This window comes from Kibdelosporangium aridum (genome assembly GCF_900176515.1).
Lineage (GTDB): Bacteria > Actinomycetota > Actinomycetes > Mycobacteriales > Pseudonocardiaceae > Kibdelosporangium > Kibdelosporangium aridum.
On sequence record NZ_FWXV01000012.1, the window covers coordinates 296,511 to 315,893 of the forward strand.

15 protein-coding genes are annotated in these 19,383 nt (G+C 68.7%); 11 read left to right on the forward strand and 4 right to left on the reverse strand.

Annotated elements, in window-relative coordinates; genetic code table 11:
• The first annotated feature begins 12 nt into the window (after positions 1-12).
• The 5 genes from B9C43_RS46305 to B9C43_RS46325 are packed head-to-tail and all read left to right on the forward strand — an operon-like array spanning position 13 to position 7,338.
• A complete protein-coding gene (locus B9C43_RS46305; RefSeq protein WP_084433692.1) occupies positions 13-1,362 on the forward strand; it encodes an FAD-dependent oxidoreductase in 1,350 nt (449 codons plus the stop codon).
• On the forward strand, positions 1,359-2,702 hold the full coding sequence (locus B9C43_RS46310; protein ID WP_084433693.1) for an MFS transporter: 1,344 nt from the start codon (positions 1,359-1,361) through the stop codon (positions 2,700-2,702). The genes B9C43_RS46305 and B9C43_RS46310 overlap by 4 nt, the downstream gene beginning before the upstream one ends.
• Complete coding sequence (locus B9C43_RS46315) at positions 2,695-4,761, forward strand: molybdopterin oxidoreductase family protein (protein ID WP_084433694.1); 2,067 nt, start codon at positions 2,695-2,697, stop codon at positions 4,759-4,761. The genes B9C43_RS46310 and B9C43_RS46315 overlap by 8 nt, the downstream gene beginning before the upstream one ends.
• The gene (locus B9C43_RS46320) at positions 4,754-6,118 is read left to right on the forward strand and encodes an FAD-dependent oxidoreductase (RefSeq protein WP_084433695.1); all 1,365 of its coding nucleotides are present in this window, start codon (positions 4,754-4,756) and stop codon (positions 6,116-6,118) included. Before B9C43_RS46315 ends, B9C43_RS46320 begins: the two co-directional genes overlap by 8 nt.
• Positions 6,115-7,338 (forward strand): NAD(P)/FAD-dependent oxidoreductase, encoded by a 1,224-nt coding sequence (locus tag B9C43_RS46325; RefSeq protein ID WP_084433696.1) that lies wholly within the window; start codon positions 6,115-6,117, stop codon positions 7,336-7,338. Before B9C43_RS46320 ends, B9C43_RS46325 begins: the two co-directional genes overlap by 4 nt.
• A 19-nt stretch (positions 7,339-7,357) precedes the next feature.
• Here B9C43_RS46325 and B9C43_RS46330 read toward each other — a convergent pair whose 3' ends face one another.
• Positions 7,358-8,914, reverse strand: coding sequence for a class I adenylate-forming enzyme family protein (locus B9C43_RS46330; protein ID WP_084433697.1), 1,557 nt, complete (start codon positions 8,912-8,914; stop codon positions 7,358-7,360).
• A gap of 46 nt (positions 8,915-8,960) precedes the next feature.
• Positions 8,961-9,491 (reverse strand): SRPBCC family protein, encoded by a 531-nt coding sequence (locus B9C43_RS46335; protein WP_235039234.1) that lies wholly within the window; start codon positions 9,489-9,491, stop codon positions 8,961-8,963.
• Between the two features lie 86 nt (positions 9,492-9,577).
• On the opposite strand from B9C43_RS46335, the gene B9C43_RS46340 reads away from it, so the two are divergent.
• Positions 9,578-10,660 carry an NADPH:quinone reductase gene (locus B9C43_RS46340; protein WP_235039235.1) on the forward strand — a complete coding sequence of 361 codons (1,083 nt, stop codon included), beginning with the start codon at positions 9,578-9,580 and terminating at the stop codon, positions 10,658-10,660.
• On the opposite strand, the gene B9C43_RS46345 is transcribed toward B9C43_RS46340, so the two are convergent.
• A complete protein-coding gene (locus B9C43_RS46345; protein ID WP_084433698.1) occupies positions 10,645-11,556 on the reverse strand; it encodes an AfsR/SARP family transcriptional regulator in 912 nt (303 codons plus the stop codon). The genes B9C43_RS46340 and B9C43_RS46345 overlap by 16 nt on opposite strands.
• Positions 11,557-12,045: 489 nt before the next feature.
• Between B9C43_RS46345 and B9C43_RS46350 the strand changes: the two genes are divergently transcribed.
• A complete protein-coding gene (locus tag B9C43_RS46350; RefSeq protein WP_235039236.1) occupies positions 12,046-13,401 on the forward strand; it encodes an NDP-hexose 2,3-dehydratase family protein in 1,356 nt (451 codons plus the stop codon).
• Positions 13,402-13,430: 29 nt separating this feature from the next.
• Complete coding sequence (locus tag B9C43_RS46355) at positions 13,431-14,552, forward strand: DegT/DnrJ/EryC1/StrS family aminotransferase (RefSeq protein WP_084433700.1); 1,122 nt, start codon at positions 13,431-13,433, stop codon at positions 14,550-14,552.
• 24 nt (positions 14,553-14,576) lie between these two features.
• On the opposite strand, the gene B9C43_RS46360 is transcribed toward B9C43_RS46355, so the two are convergent.
• Positions 14,577-15,434 carry an AfsR/SARP family transcriptional regulator gene (locus tag B9C43_RS46360; protein WP_051896771.1) on the reverse strand — a complete coding sequence of 286 codons (858 nt, stop codon included), beginning with the start codon at positions 15,432-15,434 and terminating at the stop codon, positions 14,577-14,579.
• Between the two features lie 225 nt (positions 15,435-15,659).
• Between B9C43_RS46360 and B9C43_RS46365 the strand changes: the two genes are divergently transcribed.
• From B9C43_RS46365 to B9C43_RS46375, 3 genes are all read left to right on the forward strand, one after another.
• Positions 15,660-16,421 carry a 2,3-dihydro-2,3-dihydroxybenzoate dehydrogenase gene (locus tag B9C43_RS46365; protein WP_084433701.1) on the forward strand — a complete coding sequence of 254 codons (762 nt, stop codon included), beginning with the start codon at positions 15,660-15,662 and terminating at the stop codon, positions 16,419-16,421.
• Positions 16,422-16,447: 26 nt separating this feature from the next.
• Positions 16,448-17,056, forward strand: coding sequence for a dTDP-4-dehydrorhamnose 3,5-epimerase family protein (locus tag B9C43_RS46370; RefSeq protein WP_084433702.1), 609 nt, complete (start codon positions 16,448-16,450; stop codon positions 17,054-17,056).
• A 116-nt stretch (positions 17,057-17,172) separates the two neighbouring features.
• On the forward strand, positions 17,173-19,356 hold the full coding sequence (locus tag B9C43_RS46375; protein ID WP_160097190.1) for a LuxR C-terminal-related transcriptional regulator: 2,184 nt from the start codon (positions 17,173-17,175) through the stop codon (positions 19,354-19,356).
• Positions 19,357-19,383: the final 27 nt, after the last annotated feature.

The window sequence follows — 19,383 nt, forward strand, 5'->3', positions numbered from 1 at the left end:
GAGGTAACCCCCATGCCCGGTCGGGTACGAACCGCGATCATCGGTGGCGGAATGGCCGGTTGCGCCGCGGCCAGGGAGCTGGTGAAGGCCGGGCGCGAGGTCGTGCTCTTCGAGGCGGCCGACGGGCTCGGCGGCCGGGCGCGTTCCTGGCACCGGCCGGAAATCGAACCGGATGTCGGCATCAACCTCATGTACGTCAGCTTCTACCGGCTGATGTCCGAGCAGATCCGCGAATACGGGCTCGAGGACCAGCTCATGAAGATCTCGAGCACGGTCTACATCAGTGACCACGGCAAGCCGGTGGGACTGTCCTCGGACTCGCCCGCCAGCCTGCTTTCCTACCGGCACGTCCCGCTTCGCGACCGGATCGCGTTCCTGATCAACACCCTGCGCGAAGTGTCCCGGCGCAAGCATTTCGACCTGTTCGACCCGCTGCGCTCCGCACCGCACGACGACGGGACCACGGCCACCGCTTACGGCCACTCGCGGATGTCCAAGCGGGCCTTCGACTACCTGCTGCGGCCGCAGATCGAGGGGTTCTGGAACTTCGCCTGCGAGGACATCGCGTCGGTCCACGCCAGGGCGCTGCTGGCCTGGATGGGCGGTTCGAACTTCTACGTGTTGCGCAACGGCATGGAGACGCTCGCCGAACGCAACGCCGAGGGCGCCGACCTCCGGCTCAGCCACGAGGTGACCGACATCCGAAGCGAAGGTGGGAAGATCCACATCACCGCGTCGGACGCGGACGGCCAACCGGTGACCGAGATCGTCGACGACCTCGTCGTCGCGACGCCCGCGCCGATCGCCGCCAAGCTCACCGCCTCGCTGGGCCCGGACATCGTGAACGGCCAGACCAGGAAGTTCCTGGAGACCCAGGAGTACGAACCGGCCCTGTCGGTCACCTACCTGGTCGACGCGGGCAGCCTGCCCTCCGAGGCCCACATCGTCGCGGGCGGGCCGGAGGATCCGCCGCTGCGCAACATGATCACCTATCCGCGCCAGGTACGCGACGAGCACGGGCGGCCGAAGGACAAGCTCCTGGTCTTCGCCTACCCCGGCCGGGCCAACACCAGGCGGTTGCTCGGCCGCCCCACGGAGGAACAGTTCGCCGCGGTCACCCCGCTGCTGAAGACGCTGTGGCCGGATTTCCCTGCCGACCCCGAGCCCTTCCACATCGCCGAACGTCCTTACGGGTTCCCGATTCCGGCGCCCGGCCGGTACCGGATGTCCGCCGAGCTGACGCGCCGCCAGGCACCGCCGGTGACCTTCGCGGGCGACTACTTCAACTCGCCGACCACCGAAGCCGCGATGCTCTCCGGGGTTCGTGCCGCCGCGTCACTGCGAGGTGTGTCCCCGTCATGACCGCGACCGCGGCGAGGGAGGCGAAGGATCGGTGGGTCCGGGAGTGGGATCCGGAGGACCGTCCGCGGTGGGAGCACGGCGGAAAGCGGATCGCACGGCGCAACCTCATCGCGTCGATCTGTTGTGAGCACATCGGTTTCTCGGTGTGGAGCATCTGGTCGATCCTGGTGCTGTTCATGTCCCCGGCCATCGGGCTCGGCTTCGGCGCGGGCGAGAAGTTCCTGCTCGTGGTCACTCCGACGTTGGTCGGTGCCCTGCTGCGGCCGGCGTACAGCTACGCGGTCGTCCGGTTCGGTGGCCGGAGCTGGACGGTGTTCAGCACCGCGATACTGCTCGTGCCGACGGTGCTGGCGATGTACTTCGTGTCGCAGCCGGGCACGCCGTTCTGGGTGTTCCTGCTCATCGCCGCGCTGGCCGGGGTGGGCGGCGCCACCTTCGCCTCGTCCATGACCAACGTGGCCGGACTTTTCCCGCGACGGATGCAAGGCTGGGCCCTCGGGCTCAACGCCGGGGGCGGCAACCTGGGCGTCGCGACCCTGCAGATCGTCGGTCTGCTCGTGATCGCGACCGCGGGCAGCACGAATCCGGCCTATGTCGCGGCCGTCTACCTGCCGCTGATCGTGCTGGCCACGCTGCTGGCCGCGCTGACGATGGACAACATCGCGATCGCTCCCGCCGGGCCCGGTGCCCAGCGGGAGGCGGTCGCGAACCGGCACACGTGGTGGATCTCCCTGCTGTACATCGGCACGTTCGGCTCGTTCATCGGCTACGCCTTCGCCTTCGGCCTGGTGCTGCAGTACCAGTTCGGGGCCAACGCCGCGCAGGCCGCCGGCTACACCTTCCTCGGTCCGCTGCTCGGCTCGCTGGCCCGCCCGGTGGGCGGGCTGCTGTCCGACCGGTGGGGCGGCGCCCGGGTCACCCTGTGGATCTTCCTCTTGCTGGCTGCGGGTTCCGCCGTGCTCCTGGTGGCATCCGCGCAGCAGTCGTTCGGTCTGTTCGTCGGCGGGTTCACCGCGCTGTTCGTACTCAGCGGGATCGGCAACGGGTCGGTCTACAAGATGATCCCGACGGCCTTCGCGCGGGAGGCGGAGAACGCGATCACCTCAGGCCTCGGCGCCCCCGAGGCGTTCGCCCGCGCCCGGCAGCTGTGCGGGGCGGTGATCGGAATCGCCGGCGCGGTCGGCGCGCTCGGCGGCGTCGCCGTCAACCTGGCGTTCCGCAACGCATACCTGGCCAGCGGGACCGGCGATTCCGCGGTCTGGTCGTTCCTGTGTTTCTACGGGGTCTGCGCACTCGTGACGTGGGCGATTTATCTGCGGCGGGACCGGAATCGTGCTTGAACAAAGGACTGTGGTGACGCACTGCCCGTACTGCGCGTTGCAGTGCGGCACCCAGCTGAGCCAGGACAACGGTGCGGTGCGGGTACGCCCCACGGACTTCCCAGTCAACCGGGGTGGCCTGTGCCAGAAGGGATGGACCGCGCCAGCCCTGCTGGACACCCCGGACCGACTGCGCACCCCGCTGATCGGCGGGAAACCAGCCGACTGGGACACCGCGCTGGACACCGTCGCGAACGAGCTGCGCCGGATCCGGAACGAGCACGGGCCGGACGCGGTCGGCGTGTTCGGCGGGGGCGGTCTGACCAACGAAAAGGCTTACCTGCTGGGGAAGTTCGCCCGGCTGGCACTGGGCACCAGCCGCATCGACTACAACGGCCGGTTCTGCATGTCCTCGGCCGCCGCGGCGAGCACCGCGGCGTTCGGCCTCGACCGTGGCCTGCCGTTCCCGGTCACCGATCTCGGGGACGCCGACGTGGTCCTGCTCGCCGGGTCGAACGTGGCCGAGACGATGCCACCGATCATGCGGCACCTCGACGGGGCCCGGCTGATCGTCATCGACCCCCGGCACAGCCGGACCGCCGAGCGCGCCACCCTGCACCTGCGGCCAGTGCCGGGAACCGACCTGGCCGTCGCATTGGGACTGTTGCATCTCGTGGTCACCGGAGGCTGGTGCGACGAGGCGTACATCCGCACCCGCACCACCGGGTTCGAGGACGCGCGGCGGCGCGCGATCGCATGGTGGCCCGAGCGGGTCGAGCAGGTCACTGGGGTGTCCGCGGCCGCGTTGCGCGATGCGGCGCGTCTGCTGGGACAAGCGCGGTCGGCGTACGTACTGACCGGGCGCGGCGCGGAACAACACAGCAACGGCACCGACACGGTGAGCGCCTTCATCAACCTCGCGCTCGCCCTCGGCCTGCCCGGCAGGATGGGCAGCGGCTACGGCTGCCTGACCGGCCAGGGCAACGGCCAGGGCGGGCGCGAGCACGGGCAGAAGGCCGATCAGCTCCCCGGCTACCGGATGATCACCGATCCCCTGGCCCGGCAGCACATCGCGCAGGTCTGGGGTGTGCCACCGGAAACGCTGCCCGGTGCCGGGCTGAGCGCGTACGAACTGCTCGACTCGCTCGGCACCGCGCGAGGGCCGAAAGGGTTGCTGGTCTTCGGTTCCAATCCCGCCGTCTCCGCGCCGCACGCCGGGCACGTCATCGATCGTCTGTCCGCTTTGGACATGTTGGTGGTTGCCGATTTCGTTCCCTCGGAAACCGCACGGATGGCCGACGTCGTCCTGCCGGTGACGCAGTGGGCCGAGGAGGAAGGCACCCTCACCAACCTCGAAGGCCGGGTCCTGCGCCGCAAGCGGTTGCGACCGCCACCGGACGGTGTCCGCACCGATTTGGAGATCCTGCACGGGCTCGCCGTCCGGCTCGGTGAGCCGGAGACCCGCTATCCCACCTCGCCGAGGGCGGTGTTCGACGAGCTGCGGCGGGCTTCGGCAGGGGGCAAGGCCGATTACTCCGGGATCAGCTACGCCCGGCTCGACGCCGGGGAGGCGTTGCACTGGCCGTGCCCGGACACCGGCGAACCCCATCCCGGCACGCCGCGGCTGTTCCTTGACACCTTCGCCCATCCCGACGGGCGGGCGCGGTTCGTCGACGTCGAGCACCACGACGCCGCCGAGGCGGTCGGACCGGACTTCCCGTTGTACGCCACCACAGGCCGGGTACTCGCGCACTACCAGTCCGGCGCCCAGACGCGCAGGATCCGGGAACTCGCCGAGGCCGAACCGGAGCCGTTCGTCGAGGTGCACCCGGACACCGCGGACCTCGCCGGACTGCGTGAGGGCGACCTCGCCGAGGTCCGCTCGGCCAGGGGCCGGATGACCGCACGGGTACGGCTGACCGGAACCCTCCGGTTGGACACCGTGTTCCTGCCGTTCCACTTTCCCGGCGACGGCAGCGCGAACCGCGTCACCAACGCCGCGCTCGACCCGACGAGCCGGATGCCGGAGTTCAAGGTCTGCGCGGTACGGATCGGACCTGCGGAGGCAGGGCATGACTGACCTGGTCGTGGTCGGCAACGGACCGGTGGCGCACCGGCTCGTGGAGCAGCTGCCCGAACGAGGCCACCAAGGCACGATCACCGTGCTCGGCAGCGAACCACGCCCCGCCTACAACCGCGCCCTGTTGACCAACCTGCTCGACGGCACGCTGGAGCCGGAAGTCCTCACCCTGCCACTGCTCGCATCCCGGGTGCGGGTCCGGATCGGGGTCACCGCCACCGGGATCGACCGGGCGGCCCGGCTGGTGTGCGCCGACGACGGGGAGATCTACCGGTACGACAAGCTTGTCATGGCGACCGGGGCACGGCCCCGGATTCCGGACGTACCCGGTGTGGTGACCGGTACCGGACAGCTCGCGGCGGGCGCGTGTCCGTTGTGGACGATCGCCGACTGCGGGCGGATCACCGGCGACCGCGTCGTCGTACTGGGCGGTGGGGTCCTCGGGGTGGAGGCCGCGTGCGCTTTGCGCAGGGCGGGACGGGAAGTCTCGCTCGTGCATCCCGGTCCGTACCCTATGGACCAGCATCTCGACGAGACCGGCGGCCGATTGCTTGCCGCACAACTGATGCAGCTCGGAGTCTCGACGCATTTGGAGCACAACGCCGCCGAGTACCGGCCCGGCGCGCTTGTGGTGGACGACGGTCAGGTTCTCGACGCGGACACTCTCCTGCTGGCCACTGGGTCCACTCCGGACACCGGACTGGCGCGCGACGCCGGTCTGTTGGTCGGCAACGGTGTGCTGGTCGACGACCTGCTGCGGACCAGCGATCCGAGGATCCACGCGATCGGCGACTGCGCGGAGCATCGCGGTGCGCAGCCGGGACATCTCGGTCGCGGCTGGGAGCAGGCCGACGTACTGGCGTGCCTGCTCACCGGTGGCGGTGGCCGCTATTCGGGCAGCCGGACCGTTTTGCGGGCCAGGATCACCGGCACCGACGTCGCCGTCATCGGATCCCCAGACCGCACGGACGGCGAACTCGTGACGCTGTCCGACCGCGGACGCGGACGCCACGCGCGACTGCTGCTGCGCGATCGGCGGATCACCGCCGCGACACTGATCGGCCTGCCCGAGGCCACCGCCACCATCGGCCGTCTGTACGAGCAGAACCGGCCGGTGCCCTCGGACGCGCTCGCCCTGCTGCTGGGCACCACGCCCGGCCGGGCAGGCACGGTCGAACTGCCTGGCCACGCGGTGATCTGCTCGTGCAACAACGTCACGAAGGACACGCTCATCCACGCCTGGCGCCGCGGATGCCGGGACTTGCCCTCGCTGGCCGAGGCGACGCGAGCCACGACCGGCTGCGGCAGGTGCGTATCCGAGGTGCGCCGGGTCCGCGATTCGATGGAGGCAGCATGACCCGCACGCTCGTCGTCGTCGGACACGGCATGGTGGGCCGTCGCATGGTCGAGGAGCTGCGCAGGCGGGACGAGCCGGACGACTGGCGGGTGATCGTTTTGGCCGAAGAGCCCCGGCCCGCCTACGACCGAGCCAACCTGTCGTCCTATTTAGACGGTCGCACGGCCGAGGACCTCACGCTGACCGGACCGCAGTCACAGGCCGATCCGATGGTCGACCTTCGGCTGGCTACCCCCGCCACGCGGATCGACCCGCGAGCGCGCACAGTGACCGCCGGGGACACCGGGATCGCCTACGACGCGCTCGTACTGGCCACTGGGTCACGGCCGATCGTGCCCCCGGTTGCGGGCAACGATCTGGACGGGTGTCACGTCTACCGCACCTTCGACGACCTCGACGCGATCCGGGCCGCAACGATCCCTGGCCGCCCGGGGGTGGTGATCGGCGGCGGCCTGCTCGGCCTCGAAGCCGCCAACGCCTTGCGGCTACTCGGAATGCGCCCGCAAGTCGTCGAGATGGCGCCGCACCCGATGCCGCAGCAACTGGACGGCACGGGCGGGCAGATCCTGGCCGGGCTCATCGGCGCACTGGATATCCCGGTGCACTGCGCGACCGCCGCGACGGAGATCCACGCCGACGCGGCGGGCCGCGTGTGTGGCGTCAGCACCACCAGCGGCTCCCGGCTGGACGCCGACCTCGTCGTGTTCTCCGCGGGCATCCGGCCGCGCGACGAACTCGCCGGGCCGGCCGGGCTGGCCACCGCCGAAGGCGGCGGGTTCCTCGTCGATCGCCAGTGCCGCGCCAGCGAACCCGGTGTCTGGGCCATCGGGGAATGTGCGGCCGTCGAAGGCCGGCGCTACGGGTTGGTGGCACCCGGCTACCGCATGGCGGAAGCCGTGGCAGGGCAGCTCACTGGCCACGGCGATGCGGCGTTCGTCGGGTCGGATCCCTCGACCGAGCTCAAGCTGCTCGGCATCGACGTCGCGAGCTTCGGCGACGTGCACGCGCGGACCGCCGGTGCGCTCGAGCTCGCCTACACCGACCACGCCGCGGGTACCTACGCGAAGTTCGTGCTGGACGCCGACGCGCGCACCTTGCTCGGTGGCGCGCTCGTCGGCAACACCAGCGCCTATCCCCTGCTCGCCGCCCTGGTCGGCCACGAGCTGCCAGCCCGGCCCGAGTACCTGCTCGATCGAGTGCCGGTCTCGGAACCGGGCTGAGGAAAGGACAGCTCGGTTGTCACTGGCCTCGCAACTGCTTGGCCAGCTCCAGACGTTTGATCTTCGTGGTCGCGGTCTGCGGCAGGTCCTCAAGCCGCCGGTGGACCGGCTGGTTCATGGCCGGCAGGTCGGCGACCGCGGTCTGCCACGCCTTCGGATCGATCGGCTGGTCGTCCTTGGTGGCGACCACCGGAACCGCGGCACCGTCGCCGTCGAGCACGATGATGCACTCGGTCAGTTCCGGCAGCCGGGTGAACAACTTGTCCTCGATCTCGAGCGTGCTTTCGATTCCCGGGATCTGGTCGACCTCGCGGTCAAGCAGGTGCAGGCAGCCCCACTTCGTGCGGTAGCCGAGGTCGCCCATCCGCCACCAGCCGTCGTTGACCTGCTTCTGCCAGCGTGCGTGCTCGCCGAGATAGGTGACGATCCGCCCGTCACTGCGCACCTCGATGTGCCCCGGCGAGGACTTGGAAGGCCGCTGGCCGTCGCGGCTCACCACGCGCACGCTCGTCATGCCAGGGAAGGGCATGCCGACGCACCGGCCGTCGGCCTCCTCGCGGCGTTTGCGGCTGTAGGTGCGCCCGGCGATCGGACCCACTTCGCTCTGCCCGTACATCTGCACGTACAGCGGATTCTTGCGGCGTGACGCACCCAGCAGCCGGTGCACGGTACGCGGGTGAATGGCGTCGAACGTGCTGCTGAAGACCTTGACCCTGGCGAAGGGCCCGCGCGGATCGTCGGCCAGCTGCTCCCACCGCATGAAGGCGTTCGGATGTGCCTCGATCAGGCCAGGGGGCACCTGGGCGAAGGTGTCCGCCACGTCGGCGGGGTCGTCGTTGGCCAGGATGATCACCGGATGCCCCTGGAGGATGGCGATGGGCATGGCCGTGTACATCCGGGAGTGCACAAAGGACACATGGATGGCGATCGGCTCGGATCCGCGGACCAGCCGGGCCACCGTCCCCTGTGGCCGGTAACGAGACTGGAAAGTGTGTCCAGTGTGGACGGCCAGCTTCGGGATCCCGGTGGTGCCCGAGGTGTGCGTGATCATGATCGGGTGGCCCGGCGGCATGGTCACCGGAGCCACCCGCGGAGCGCCCGAGAGACCGGAAAGGTCGATGGCGTCCTGGAAGCTGCCCGAGGGAACGATCACCTGACGGGACAGTTCGGTGACCGAGGGCGGCAGATCGTTCTTCAGCTTGGCCACGTCGGTCACCAGATGCGGCCGGTCCACCCGGCGAATCAGCTCGGCGACCGTGGCACCGTCGAGGTGCGGCGACAGCAACACCGGGACCGCACCGATCCGGGCGGTCGCGACGGCGAGCAGGGAGATGTCGAAGCAGCTGGTCTTGTGGATCACGACCCGGTCCCGGGTGCGCACGTCCGCGGCCCACAGGCGCGCGGCGAGGTCGTCGACGATGTCGGCGACCTCGGTCAAGGTGAGCCGTCGCCCGCGCTCCGGGGCGACATCGAGATCGTGGTCGAGGATCACCGGGCTCGCCGGATGCCGGGCGGCGGCACGATCGAACAGCGTGCCAAGCCGGATGCCCTTGTTCCTTACGCGCTGCAGAAACATATGCCAGTCCTGTTGTCCCTTGTGGTGGTTTCCGCGGAATGAGCGCTCACGGCCGCTCGATGACGTCCTTGATGCGTTTCAACGTCGCGTCGAGGTCCTGTTCGAGCTTGGCCGTCCATTCCTCGATGAACCGCCTTCTCGCCGCTTCGTCCAGATCGGCGACGATCTTGTGAATGCCCGCGGTCGCCTTGCCCATCCGGAAGTGGTGCACCAGCACGCATCCCCCGTCGGCAGGCTCGATGTCGAAGCCCCAGATACTTTCTTGGTCCGCACCGGCGTGGGAGAGCATCATCCAGCGGAACGTCCGGCCCGGCTCGGCCGCGATGACCCTGGCCTCGGTGTGCCACGTACCGCGCACCAGGGGCGCCCAGGCGACCACAGACTCGGCGCGGAGATTCTCGCCCCTGAAGACCGCGCCCACCGCGCCGGGCGTGCCGGAGATCCATTCCCCGCCCTGGCACTCGGGGCTCCATTCACCGCTTCGAGGCAGGTCGCTGACGACGGCGTAGATCTGCTCCGCCGTGGCCGAGACGGGAATGGACGCCTGGAGTTCGAAGAGCGGAGTCTTCTCTGTCACCGATGTCGTCATATCCGTCATCGTGTCAGCGGCGGCCGTCGGCGCCGGAAATCCGCGCGGAGTTGGTCAGGTCGTCTGCCGGGTGCGTGCCCGACCTGACCAACATCACCCGGAACACCGGCCGCCGCCCCGGAGTCGTGCGAGAGTACGTGGCCATGGCGATGCGTGCGGCCTACATAGAACGGCTCGGCCCCGCGGAAGACATCCGGCTGGGCAAGCTGGCCGTCCCCGAGCCGGGACCGACCGACGTGCTGGTCGACGTCGAGGCCAGCGCGGTCAACCCGGTGGACACGTTCGTCCGCTCGGGCAGGTGGCGGACCCCGATCGACTTCCCGTTCGTGATCGGCCGTGACCTCGCGGGCACGGTCGCCGCGGTGGGGTCGGCCGCGCTCGGCTTCCGTCCAGGCGACCGGGTGTGGTCCAACAGCCTCGGCCATGGGGGCCGTCAGGGCTCGGCGGCCGAGCAGGCCGTGGTACCCGCCGACCGGCTGTACCACCTGCCCGATTCGGTTGATTTCCCCGAGGCTGCCGCGGTTGTCCACCCCGCCGGCACGGCGTACCTCGCCCTGTTCACCCACGGCAGGCTTCGCACGGGCGAGGTCGCGCTGGTGATCGGCGCGGCCGGGAACGTCGGCAGCGCGCTGGTCGTGCTGGCCCGTGAGGCGGGCGCGCACGTCATCGCGGTCGCCTCCGGCCGGGACGAGGAGTACTGCCGTTCCCTTGGTGCCGCGGACTTCGTCGACCGACGAGATCCGGACCTCGTGCGCCGGATCCGGGAGCGCTCCCCGGACGGTGTCGACGTCCATCTCGACGCCGCGGGGCACAACGACTTCGAGCAAGCGGTCGGGCTGCTCGCCCACCGCGGCCGGATAGTGCTGCTCGCCGGCGCCGATTCGCGCCCGGTGCTCCCGGCCGGGGAGCTGTACATGAACGACCGCTCGATCGTCGGCTTCGTCATCTCCCGCGCCACCACGGCCGAACTGGCCGAGGCCTCGGTCACGATCAACCGGTTGCTGGCGAATGGCAGGCTGCGTCCCCGCGCGCTGGAGACGGCACCGCTCGACGCCGCCGCCAAGGCGCATATCCGGATGGAGCGAGGGGAACTGAGCGCCCGGCGGCTGGTCCTAGTGCCCAACGCCGCGGGGACGCAGGGTCATCTGATCTCTTGATCGAGTGGCCATCTGACCACTCGGTCGTTCGGACCGACCTGGTCCGGAGGCACTGGACGCGGCAGGGTGCCGTTTCGCTCGCCGTCGGTGTGCCTGACCGCTCTTCGGGATGAGCCGTTGGACAACATGTCCAGATTGAGCTGCTGCAGCTCGCGGCTGGGCTCTACACCGAGCTCCTTCATCAGCCCGGCGCGCAGCCGGTGGTAGGCGTGCAGTGCCTCGCCTCGTCGGCCGCTTCGATCCAGCACGCAGATCAACTGGGCGTGCAGGTGCTCGTCGAGCGGGTTCGCGGTGGTCAGCGCCCGTAACTCGCCGATCAGCTCCCGGTGCATCCCGGCCTCGATCTCGGCCTGGATCCGCAGGCTGTGCGCCTGGCGGCGACGTTCCTGCAGGTCCACCGCGTAGGCCGAGAGCAGCGGGCCACGCTCGACGTTGGCCAGCGGCGGACCGGACCACAGTGCCAGCGCCGACCGCAGGCTGCGCGCCGCCTGCTCGAACCGGCGCTCCGCCATCTCCGCGCGTCCCCGGTCGTACAGCTGGGTGAAGTGGAACTCGTCGACCTGGGAGCGGTCGATCGCGAACAGGTAACCAGGCGCCTTCGTGCACAGCACTCGCTCCGGCGTGGACACCAGGTTGTTGTCCTTCAACAACTTGCGAAGTTGGTACACATACGTCTGCATCGTCCGCTGAGCACTCGCCGGCGGCCTCTCGCCCCACAGCTCGTTGATCAGTGACTCGCTCGGCACCACCTTTCCCGCCTCGGTCAGCAGCAACGCCAGCGTCTGCAGCAGTTTGGGCGCAGTCGGGCCGTAGGCTCTCGCGCCACGGCGTATCTCGACCTGCCCGAGAAGGTTGAACTCCAGATCGGACTCTCGACCGCTGGTATCAGTCTGCATACGCATTCCCCCTCCAGTACGTGCCGGTGAGCACGGTGTCGTCTCGGGACCCGACCGAGGACCACGCCCGCCGACTCGCACAGGCTGATAACAGGGAGCCCCAGTAGACCGATCGGTCCCTCGCAAGATCGTGCCCCAGCGATCTGTCGTGACCTCATACTGCCATCGGATTGTCCGGTTTGTCTCCCCAAGTGGACAACCGCCGGTGAAGCGGCGCGGCGATGATGATCAATTCATACACCGGGTATGCGATTCTCATGTGCGTCCAAGAATGCACCATTGGCCGCCCCGGCGCACAACAAATCGCCCGACGGGGTCTTAGACATCGTCTCGAACGCGATTCGAACCACCGGCGGTAGTTTTTCGGCGTCGAAGCGGTTGCGCCGCGATACCACCGGTAAACGCCGATGACAAATGTGAACGCGAGGCGAGTGCGCGTAACGCGCCAAATGAACTCTTCCCTTGCCGCTGTTTGGCGAACGTACCTCGATGAGGAGGCTGGCGATGTTCTCGGCCGTTGCCGACGTATGCGAGTGGTTGACCGAACGGCACAAGGCCAACGAGTACCTGGTCAAAAAGGTTCCGCTCGACCAGCTGGACGGCTGGCGGATAGGCGAGAACGGGGACATCGCGCACCACACCGGGCGGTTCTACACGATCACCGGCCTGTCGATCACCGGCGCGAACCGGCCGATCCGCGACTGGGAGCAGCCGATCATCGACCAGCCCGAGCAAGGGATACTCGGCATCCTGGTCAAGCGGTTCGACGGAGTGCCGCACTACCTGCTGCAGGCCAAGATGGAGCCGGGCAACGTCAACATGCTCCAGCTCTCGCCCACCGTGCAGGCGACGAAGAGCAACTACACCCGCGCGCACGGCGGCAAGTCGGTGCCATACCTGGAGTACTTCCGCTCACCCCGGCGGGGACGGGTGCTGTTCGACGCACTGCAGTCCGAGCAGGGCGCGTGGTTCCTGGCCAAGCGCAACCGCAACATGGTCGTCGAGGTGGTCGAGGAAGTCCCGGTGTTGCCCGACTTCTGCTGGCTGAGCTACGACCAGATCAGCGAACTGCTGCACATCGACAACATGGTGAACATGGACACCAGAACGGTGTTGTCCGGCGCGATCGTCCCCCGGCGGATGGACAAGGACGATCCCGGCGCCGACCCGTTCCGGGCGGCGCTGGCGTCCGATACGCCGGAGCGCCCGCGGTACACCGAGACCGAGTTGCTCATCTGGTTCACCGAGGCGAAGGCACGCAGCACGATGGAACGGCAGCGCATCCCGCTGGCCAAGGTGTCCGGCTGGGTGCACGAGAACGGCATGATCGGCCACGAGGACGACCGGCACTTCACCGTGGTGGGCCTTTCGGTCGAGGCCAGCAACCGCGAGGTCAGCGAGTGGTCGCAGCCGATGATCGCGCCACGGGGACTGGGTGTCGTGGCGTTCCTCGCCAAACGCATCCAGGGAACGCTGCACCTGCTGGTCCAGGCCAGAACGGAGGCGGGCGCCTTCGACTCGGTCGAGATGGCGCCGACGGTCCAATGTATCCCGGACAGCTACCGGGAACTGCCCGAAGAGAGCCTGCCGCCGTTTCTGAACGAGGTGCTGTCCGCGCCCGCGTCCCAAGTCCGGTTCGACTGCGTGCACTCCGAGGAGGGCGGCCGGTTCTACCACGCGCAGAACCGTTACCTGCTGGTCGAACTGCCCGAGGACAGCGACGTTGACGTGCCGGAGAACTTCGTCTGGATGACCCTGCGGCAGCTGCTGGGTTTCGTCCGGTACAGCAACCATCTCAACGTCGAGGCACGCAACCTGCTTGCCTGCCTTGGCTTCCTTCGCTGACGTCGGCACAACCACGTGGAAAGGGCAGCATGACGATCCGAGTCTGGGACTACCTGGCCGAGTACGACACGGAGCGCGAGTCCATTCTGGAGGCGGTGACCACCGTCTTCGAGTCCGGGCAGCTGATCCTCGGCCAGAGCGTGCGCGAGTTCGAACGGGAGTACGCGGCATACCACGGGATGCGGCACTGCGTCGGCGTGGACAACGGCACCAACGCCGTGCTCCTGGGACTCGAGGCGCTGGGGATCGGCCCCGGCGACGAGGTGATCACCGTGTCCAACACCGCCGCACCGACCGTGGTGGCGATCGACGGCGCGGGCGCCACACCGGTGTTCGTCGACGTGCGGGACCAGGACTATCTGATGGACACCGACGCGGTGGAGGCCGCGATCACGCCGCGTACCAAGGCTTTGCTGCCAGTGCACCTGTACGGCCAGTGCGTGGACATGGCGCCGTTGGGCACGCTGGCCGAGCGGCACGGCCTGGTCATCCTGGAGGACTGTGCGCAGGCCCACGGTGCGCTCCACCACGGACAGCTGGCGGGCACCATGGGCGACGCGTCGGCCTTCTCCTTCTATCCCACCAAGGTTCTCGGTGCCTACGGTGACGGCGGCGCGGTTGTCACCTCCGACGACACCGTGATGCGGAACCTGCGCCGGCTGCGGTACTACGGCATGGAAGACGTCTACTACGTGGTGCAGACCCCCGGCCACAACAGCAGGCTGGACGAGGTGCACGCGGAGATCCTGCGGCGCAAGCTGCGCCGGCTGGACGACTACATCGCCGGCCGCCGCGCGGTGGCCGCCAGGTACGCCGAGGGGCTTGCCGATGTCACCGGGCCCGGCGGACTGGTGCTGCCCTCGGTCACCGCGGGCAACGAGCACGTCTACTACGTCTACGTCGTACGGCATCCCGAGCGGGACACCATCATCGAGCGCATGAAGGGCTACGGGATCTCACTCAACATCAGCTACCCGTGGCCGGTGCACACCATGACCGGGTTCGCCCACCTCGGCTACCGGAAGGGTGACCTGCCGGTGACCGAGCGGCTGGCGGGCGAGATCTTCTCGCTGCCGATGTACCCGTCGCTGCGCAAGGACGATCAGGACAAGGTGATCAGCGCCTTGCGCGAGGTGCTGAGCACCTTGTGACGCGTCCCCCAGCGAAGGAACATCTCAGCGCGATGGCGTGCCGTCCGAGACGAGTTCCTGGTGTAATCGCCGCAGTTCGACGCGTGGCTCCAGGCCCAGCTGCCGATCGAGGTTCGTGCATAAGGCGCGGTAGGCGCGCAGCGCCTCCTCGCGCCTGCCGCTGTGCCGCAGCACCCAGATCAGCTGGCTGTGCACCGTCTCGTCCAGCGGGTTCGCTTTGATCAGCGAACGCAGCTCGGCGATCAGCTCGTCGAGCAGCTCCATGTGGCGGCCTGCCTTGATCTCCGCCTGTACCCGCAGGATGCGGGCGTTGCGCCGCAGTTCCTGCAGGCAGATGTCGAAGGCCGAGAGGATCGGCCCGTGCCGCACGTCGACCAGCGGCGGGCCGGACCACAGCGCGATGGCGGAGCGCAGCTCCGCGGCGGCTTCGTCGAACCGCCGCTCCGCCATCAGGGAACGAGCCCGTGCGTAACTGGCGTGGAAGCGATGAGCATCGACTTGCGAGGGCTGGATGAACAGGGCGTAGCCCAGCCGCTGGGTGGTGACCAGCAGCTCTTCCGGCCGCTGCACACCGGCCTGCCGGAACAGCGAGCGCAGCTGGTACACGTAGTTCTGCACCGTCGACTGGGCGCTGCTGGGCGGGCCGTCCGGCCACAGTTCACGCTCGATCGACTCGGTCGGCGTGATCTGGCCGGCTCGCACCAGCAGCACGGCGAGCACGTGCCGCAGCTTCGGTGTGGTCGGCGTGACGTCCCGGCCTTCGGCGAGCATCCGCAACGGCCCGAGCACGGTGAATGTCACCGTGGATCCGGACGGCTCCAGCGCGTCCTGCCGTGGCCCATAGTCGGTTCGATCCCAGGCGACGAACTCGGAGAGCGACAAGGGTTCCTCCAGTTCCTATTTCCTGGTGCGCGTTTTTCGGACAGATGAGTTCTGTATCGCTCCTATCACGAACGACTCTTTCGCCGGTCTCACGGCGCTCTCGCCGTGCTCTCCGGCCAGGTATGTACCGCGGAACGAGAAACACCGGCCACGATCGAATCTGGAGAACGACTCGAACCGGCGGTCCTAGTGTGATCGAACAACGGCCGGAATCGGAGGCAGTACATGGTTGCCGTAGTTACCGGAGCCGCGGGGGGAATCGGTTTGGCGGTTGTCCGGATCCTCGCCGGGAATGAAAACGCCGTAGCGGCAGTGGATCGCGATGGCCCAGCGCTGACCGAGGCGGTGGAGAAACTGGCCGCCGACGGTCTCGCGGTCACCGGGTTCACCGCCGACGTCAGCGACAGCGATCAGGCCGACTCGGTGATAGCGGCGGTCGAGGAACGGATGGGACCGGTGGAGTCCCTGGTCAACAGCGCTGGCGTGTTGCGCACCGGCGAACTGCGCACATGCACGGACGAGGACTGGGCGGCCACGTTCGCCGTGAACAGCAACGGCGTTTTTCATATGTCGCGGGCGGCGGTCAATCGGATGGTGCCACGCGGACGCGGGGCGATCGTCACGGTCGCATCCAACGCCGCGGGTACACCAAGGTCGTCGATGGGTGCCTACGCCGCGTCGAAGGCCGCCGCGGCCATGGTCACGAAGTGTCTTGGACTTGAGGTAGCCCGGCACGGTATCCGGTGCAACGTGGTGGCGCCGGGGTCGACCGACACCCCGATGCTGCGGTCGATGTGGACCGACACCGCGGACCGGCAGGCAACCCTCGAAGGCAACCTGGATTCCCACCGGCTGGGTATCCCGCTCGGCAAGCTGGCCCAGCCGGCGGATGTCGCCCGCGCGGTGGCCTTCTTGCTCTCCGACGAGGCGAACCACATCACGATGGCCACATTGACCGTGGACGGCGGCGCCACCCTCGGTGTCTGACCGGCGTCCGGAATGAGATGGGAAGCATGAAATCACAGAAGCTGCAGGTGGAAGGCGCGTTCGTGTTCACGCCGCAGGTCTTCCGGGACGATCGCGGCGTCCTGCTGGCAACGATGGAGGAGGACGCGTTCACCGAGACGGTCGGGCATCCGCCGTTCCCGGTGCGGCTGACCGCCTGCAGTCGCTCGCGCCGCGGTGCGGTGCGGGGCATGCACTACACAGCAACACCGCCGGGCATCGCCAAGTACGTGCACTGTTCCCACGGAGCGGTGCTGGACATCATCGTCGACACTCGTGTCGGCTCGCCGACGTTCGGCGAATGGGACAGCGTGCTGCTCGACGAGAACACGTACGACGCGGTGTACCTGCCGGTGGGTGTGGCTCACGCCTACCAGGCGCTGGTGGACGACAGCGTGGTGCACTACCTGGCCTCCGGGACCTATCACCCCGACCACGAAAAACCCATCTCCGCGCTGGATCCGGCACTGGGCCTGCCGATCTCCAGCGAATTCGAGGCCATCATGTCCGAGCACGCCCGGACAGCGCCCACCCTCGCCGAGGCCAAGGCGGCCGGACTGCTGCCGGACTACGCGGAGTGCCTTGAGATCGAAGCCAAGTTCCGCAACGGGCGCTGACGTGGCGTGTGGACTCGATCACGAACCGTCCTCGACAGATGGTCGACATCCGATGGCTACCTTCTGCCAGGACGGCGACCTGACGACGGATCGCCGGAATGGGGGCGCAGGTGCGTATGGCAGTAGCGGAGCCGATCCGCTCAAGGACACCGTTGATCGGCCGCGACGACGAGCTTGCCGAGGTGCGGATGCGGCTGACCGACCCGAGGGTGCGACTGCTGACCGTCACCGGTCCGGTCGGCGTCGGCAAGAGCAGGTTCGTCGCGGCACTGGCCGAGGACGTGTCGCCGGCATTCGAGGGTGGCGGCGGGTATCTCGATCTCACCGACACCGAGCCGGCCAGAGACCTGGACGATCTGGTTGCCGAGTCAATGACGGATCTGTCCACTGCGGCGAGCGGTTTTCCCGCGCTGCCGCGTGATCAGCGGTTCCTGCTCGTCCTCGACGGCTGCGATCGGCTGACCGCGACGCTCGCGACCCGGCTGACCGGGTTGCTCTCGGCATATCCACAGCTGACCGTGCTGGTGGCGTCGCCGGCACGGCTCGGGATCTACGGCGAGGTCGTCGTCCGGCTCGCCCTGCTGCAAGTTCCCGACCCGACCCAGGCGGCCGACCCGGCCGCGCTTTCGCAGATCCCGGCCGTGCGCCTGTTCGTCGAGCGCACCCAGGCGATCCGCCCGGACTTCCGGCTCACCGATGCCAACCAGGCGGCGGTGGCCGAGTTATGCGCCCGGACCGACGGACTGCCGCTGGCGATCGAGTTGCTGGCTGCCCGGATGGCGTTGTCCTCACCGCAACGGCTGCTGGCCGAGCTGGATCGCGACATCGGCAGCCTGGCCGGTAGCGGGTCGGACACGTTGTCCCGGCACCACAGCATGATGGCCGCGCTCGAGTCGAGCCTTGACCTGCTCAGCGCGGACGAGCGGCTGCTGATCGGCAGGCTCGCGGTGTTCGCGGGCTACTTCGACGCCGCGGCCGCCGCCGCGGTCGGCGGCACCACACCGGAGCAGACCTGCCAGCTGATGGCCGGGCTGATGGACAAGAACCTGCTGCGCACCGCGGAATGCCCGGACGGCGACCTGATCTTCCGGTTGTTCCGGCTGACCCGGCGCTATCTGCTGCAAGACCTTCAGCAGACCGAGGACTACCGGGCGATCCGGCGGGCGCACGCCGAATACGTGCTCGCGCTGGCCGCCTCCGGGCCGGACTCGCGCGGCCTTGATCGTGCTCCGCAGCTGGAGCTGGTCGGCAGCTGGCACGAGGACATCCTGATGGCGCTGACGTACCTCGACGAGTCCGGGGACAAGGTGTCCATGGGCAGGCTCGCCTCGGCCTTGCGGGACCACTGGCGGACCGGGTGGCTCACCGAGGGCATCCGGTGGCTGACCGGATCGGGACGGCTGACTCCGCAGGGCGCAGGCGTGCTCGGCGAGCTGCTCATCGAGAAGGCCCGTCTCGATGCCGCGGAACACGGGTACTCCGGAGACCTGGTCGCCGCTGACCGGCTGTCCGGTACCGAGCAGGGTGCGGCGCTGCTGGACCTGGCCGGGTACCTGTTCGCCGCGAACCACGGTGAGCAGGCGAGCAGGCTGACGGAGGCGGCGCTGCGCGAGTTCACTCGGCACCAGGACATGCGCGGGATCGCACACGCCCGGTACGTGCTGGCCGACATCGCGAGTTCCGCGGGCGACCGCAAGAAGGCGATTCGACTGTGCCGCAAGGCATTGAGTGGCCTGCGCGAGTTACCCGATCCGGCGGGGCACGCGGCCGGGCTGGAACGGCTGGCGGTGCTGCTCATCGGTGGCCCTGGCTGTGCGCGCAAGGAGCTGGAGCAGGCGGTGTGCGCGCTCGGTGCGGCAGCCGGACTGCGTGCGTCCACCGGCCATGTCGCCCCGCCGGCCCTGTCCACGGCGGTGGTCTACGCGGAATCGCTGGCCAGGGCTTGGCTTGGCGATCAGGCCGTGGACGAGTGCCTCGCCGCCGGTGCGGCCCAGCCTGCCGACAGGGCGATCGCCGAGGCGATCACCCCGGCCGAACGGCAACCCACCGTCCGGCCCCGTTCCCTTGCCCGGCAACGGAACGAACACCTGCTCACTCGCCGGGAGTGGGAGGTCGCCGAGCTGGTCGCCTGCGGTATGACCAACCGCGAGGTGGCCCGTCGTCTCGGCATCGCGGAGTGGACCGCGGTCAACCACCTGCGCAAGATCATGCGCAAGCTCGACTGTTCCTCCCGGGTTCAGGTCGCCGGATGGATCACGCAACGGGGCCGCAACGCGCACGACGAAGCCGAAGCGGGCTGAACCGTCTCCTCGTTCTCGCCGCGTGGG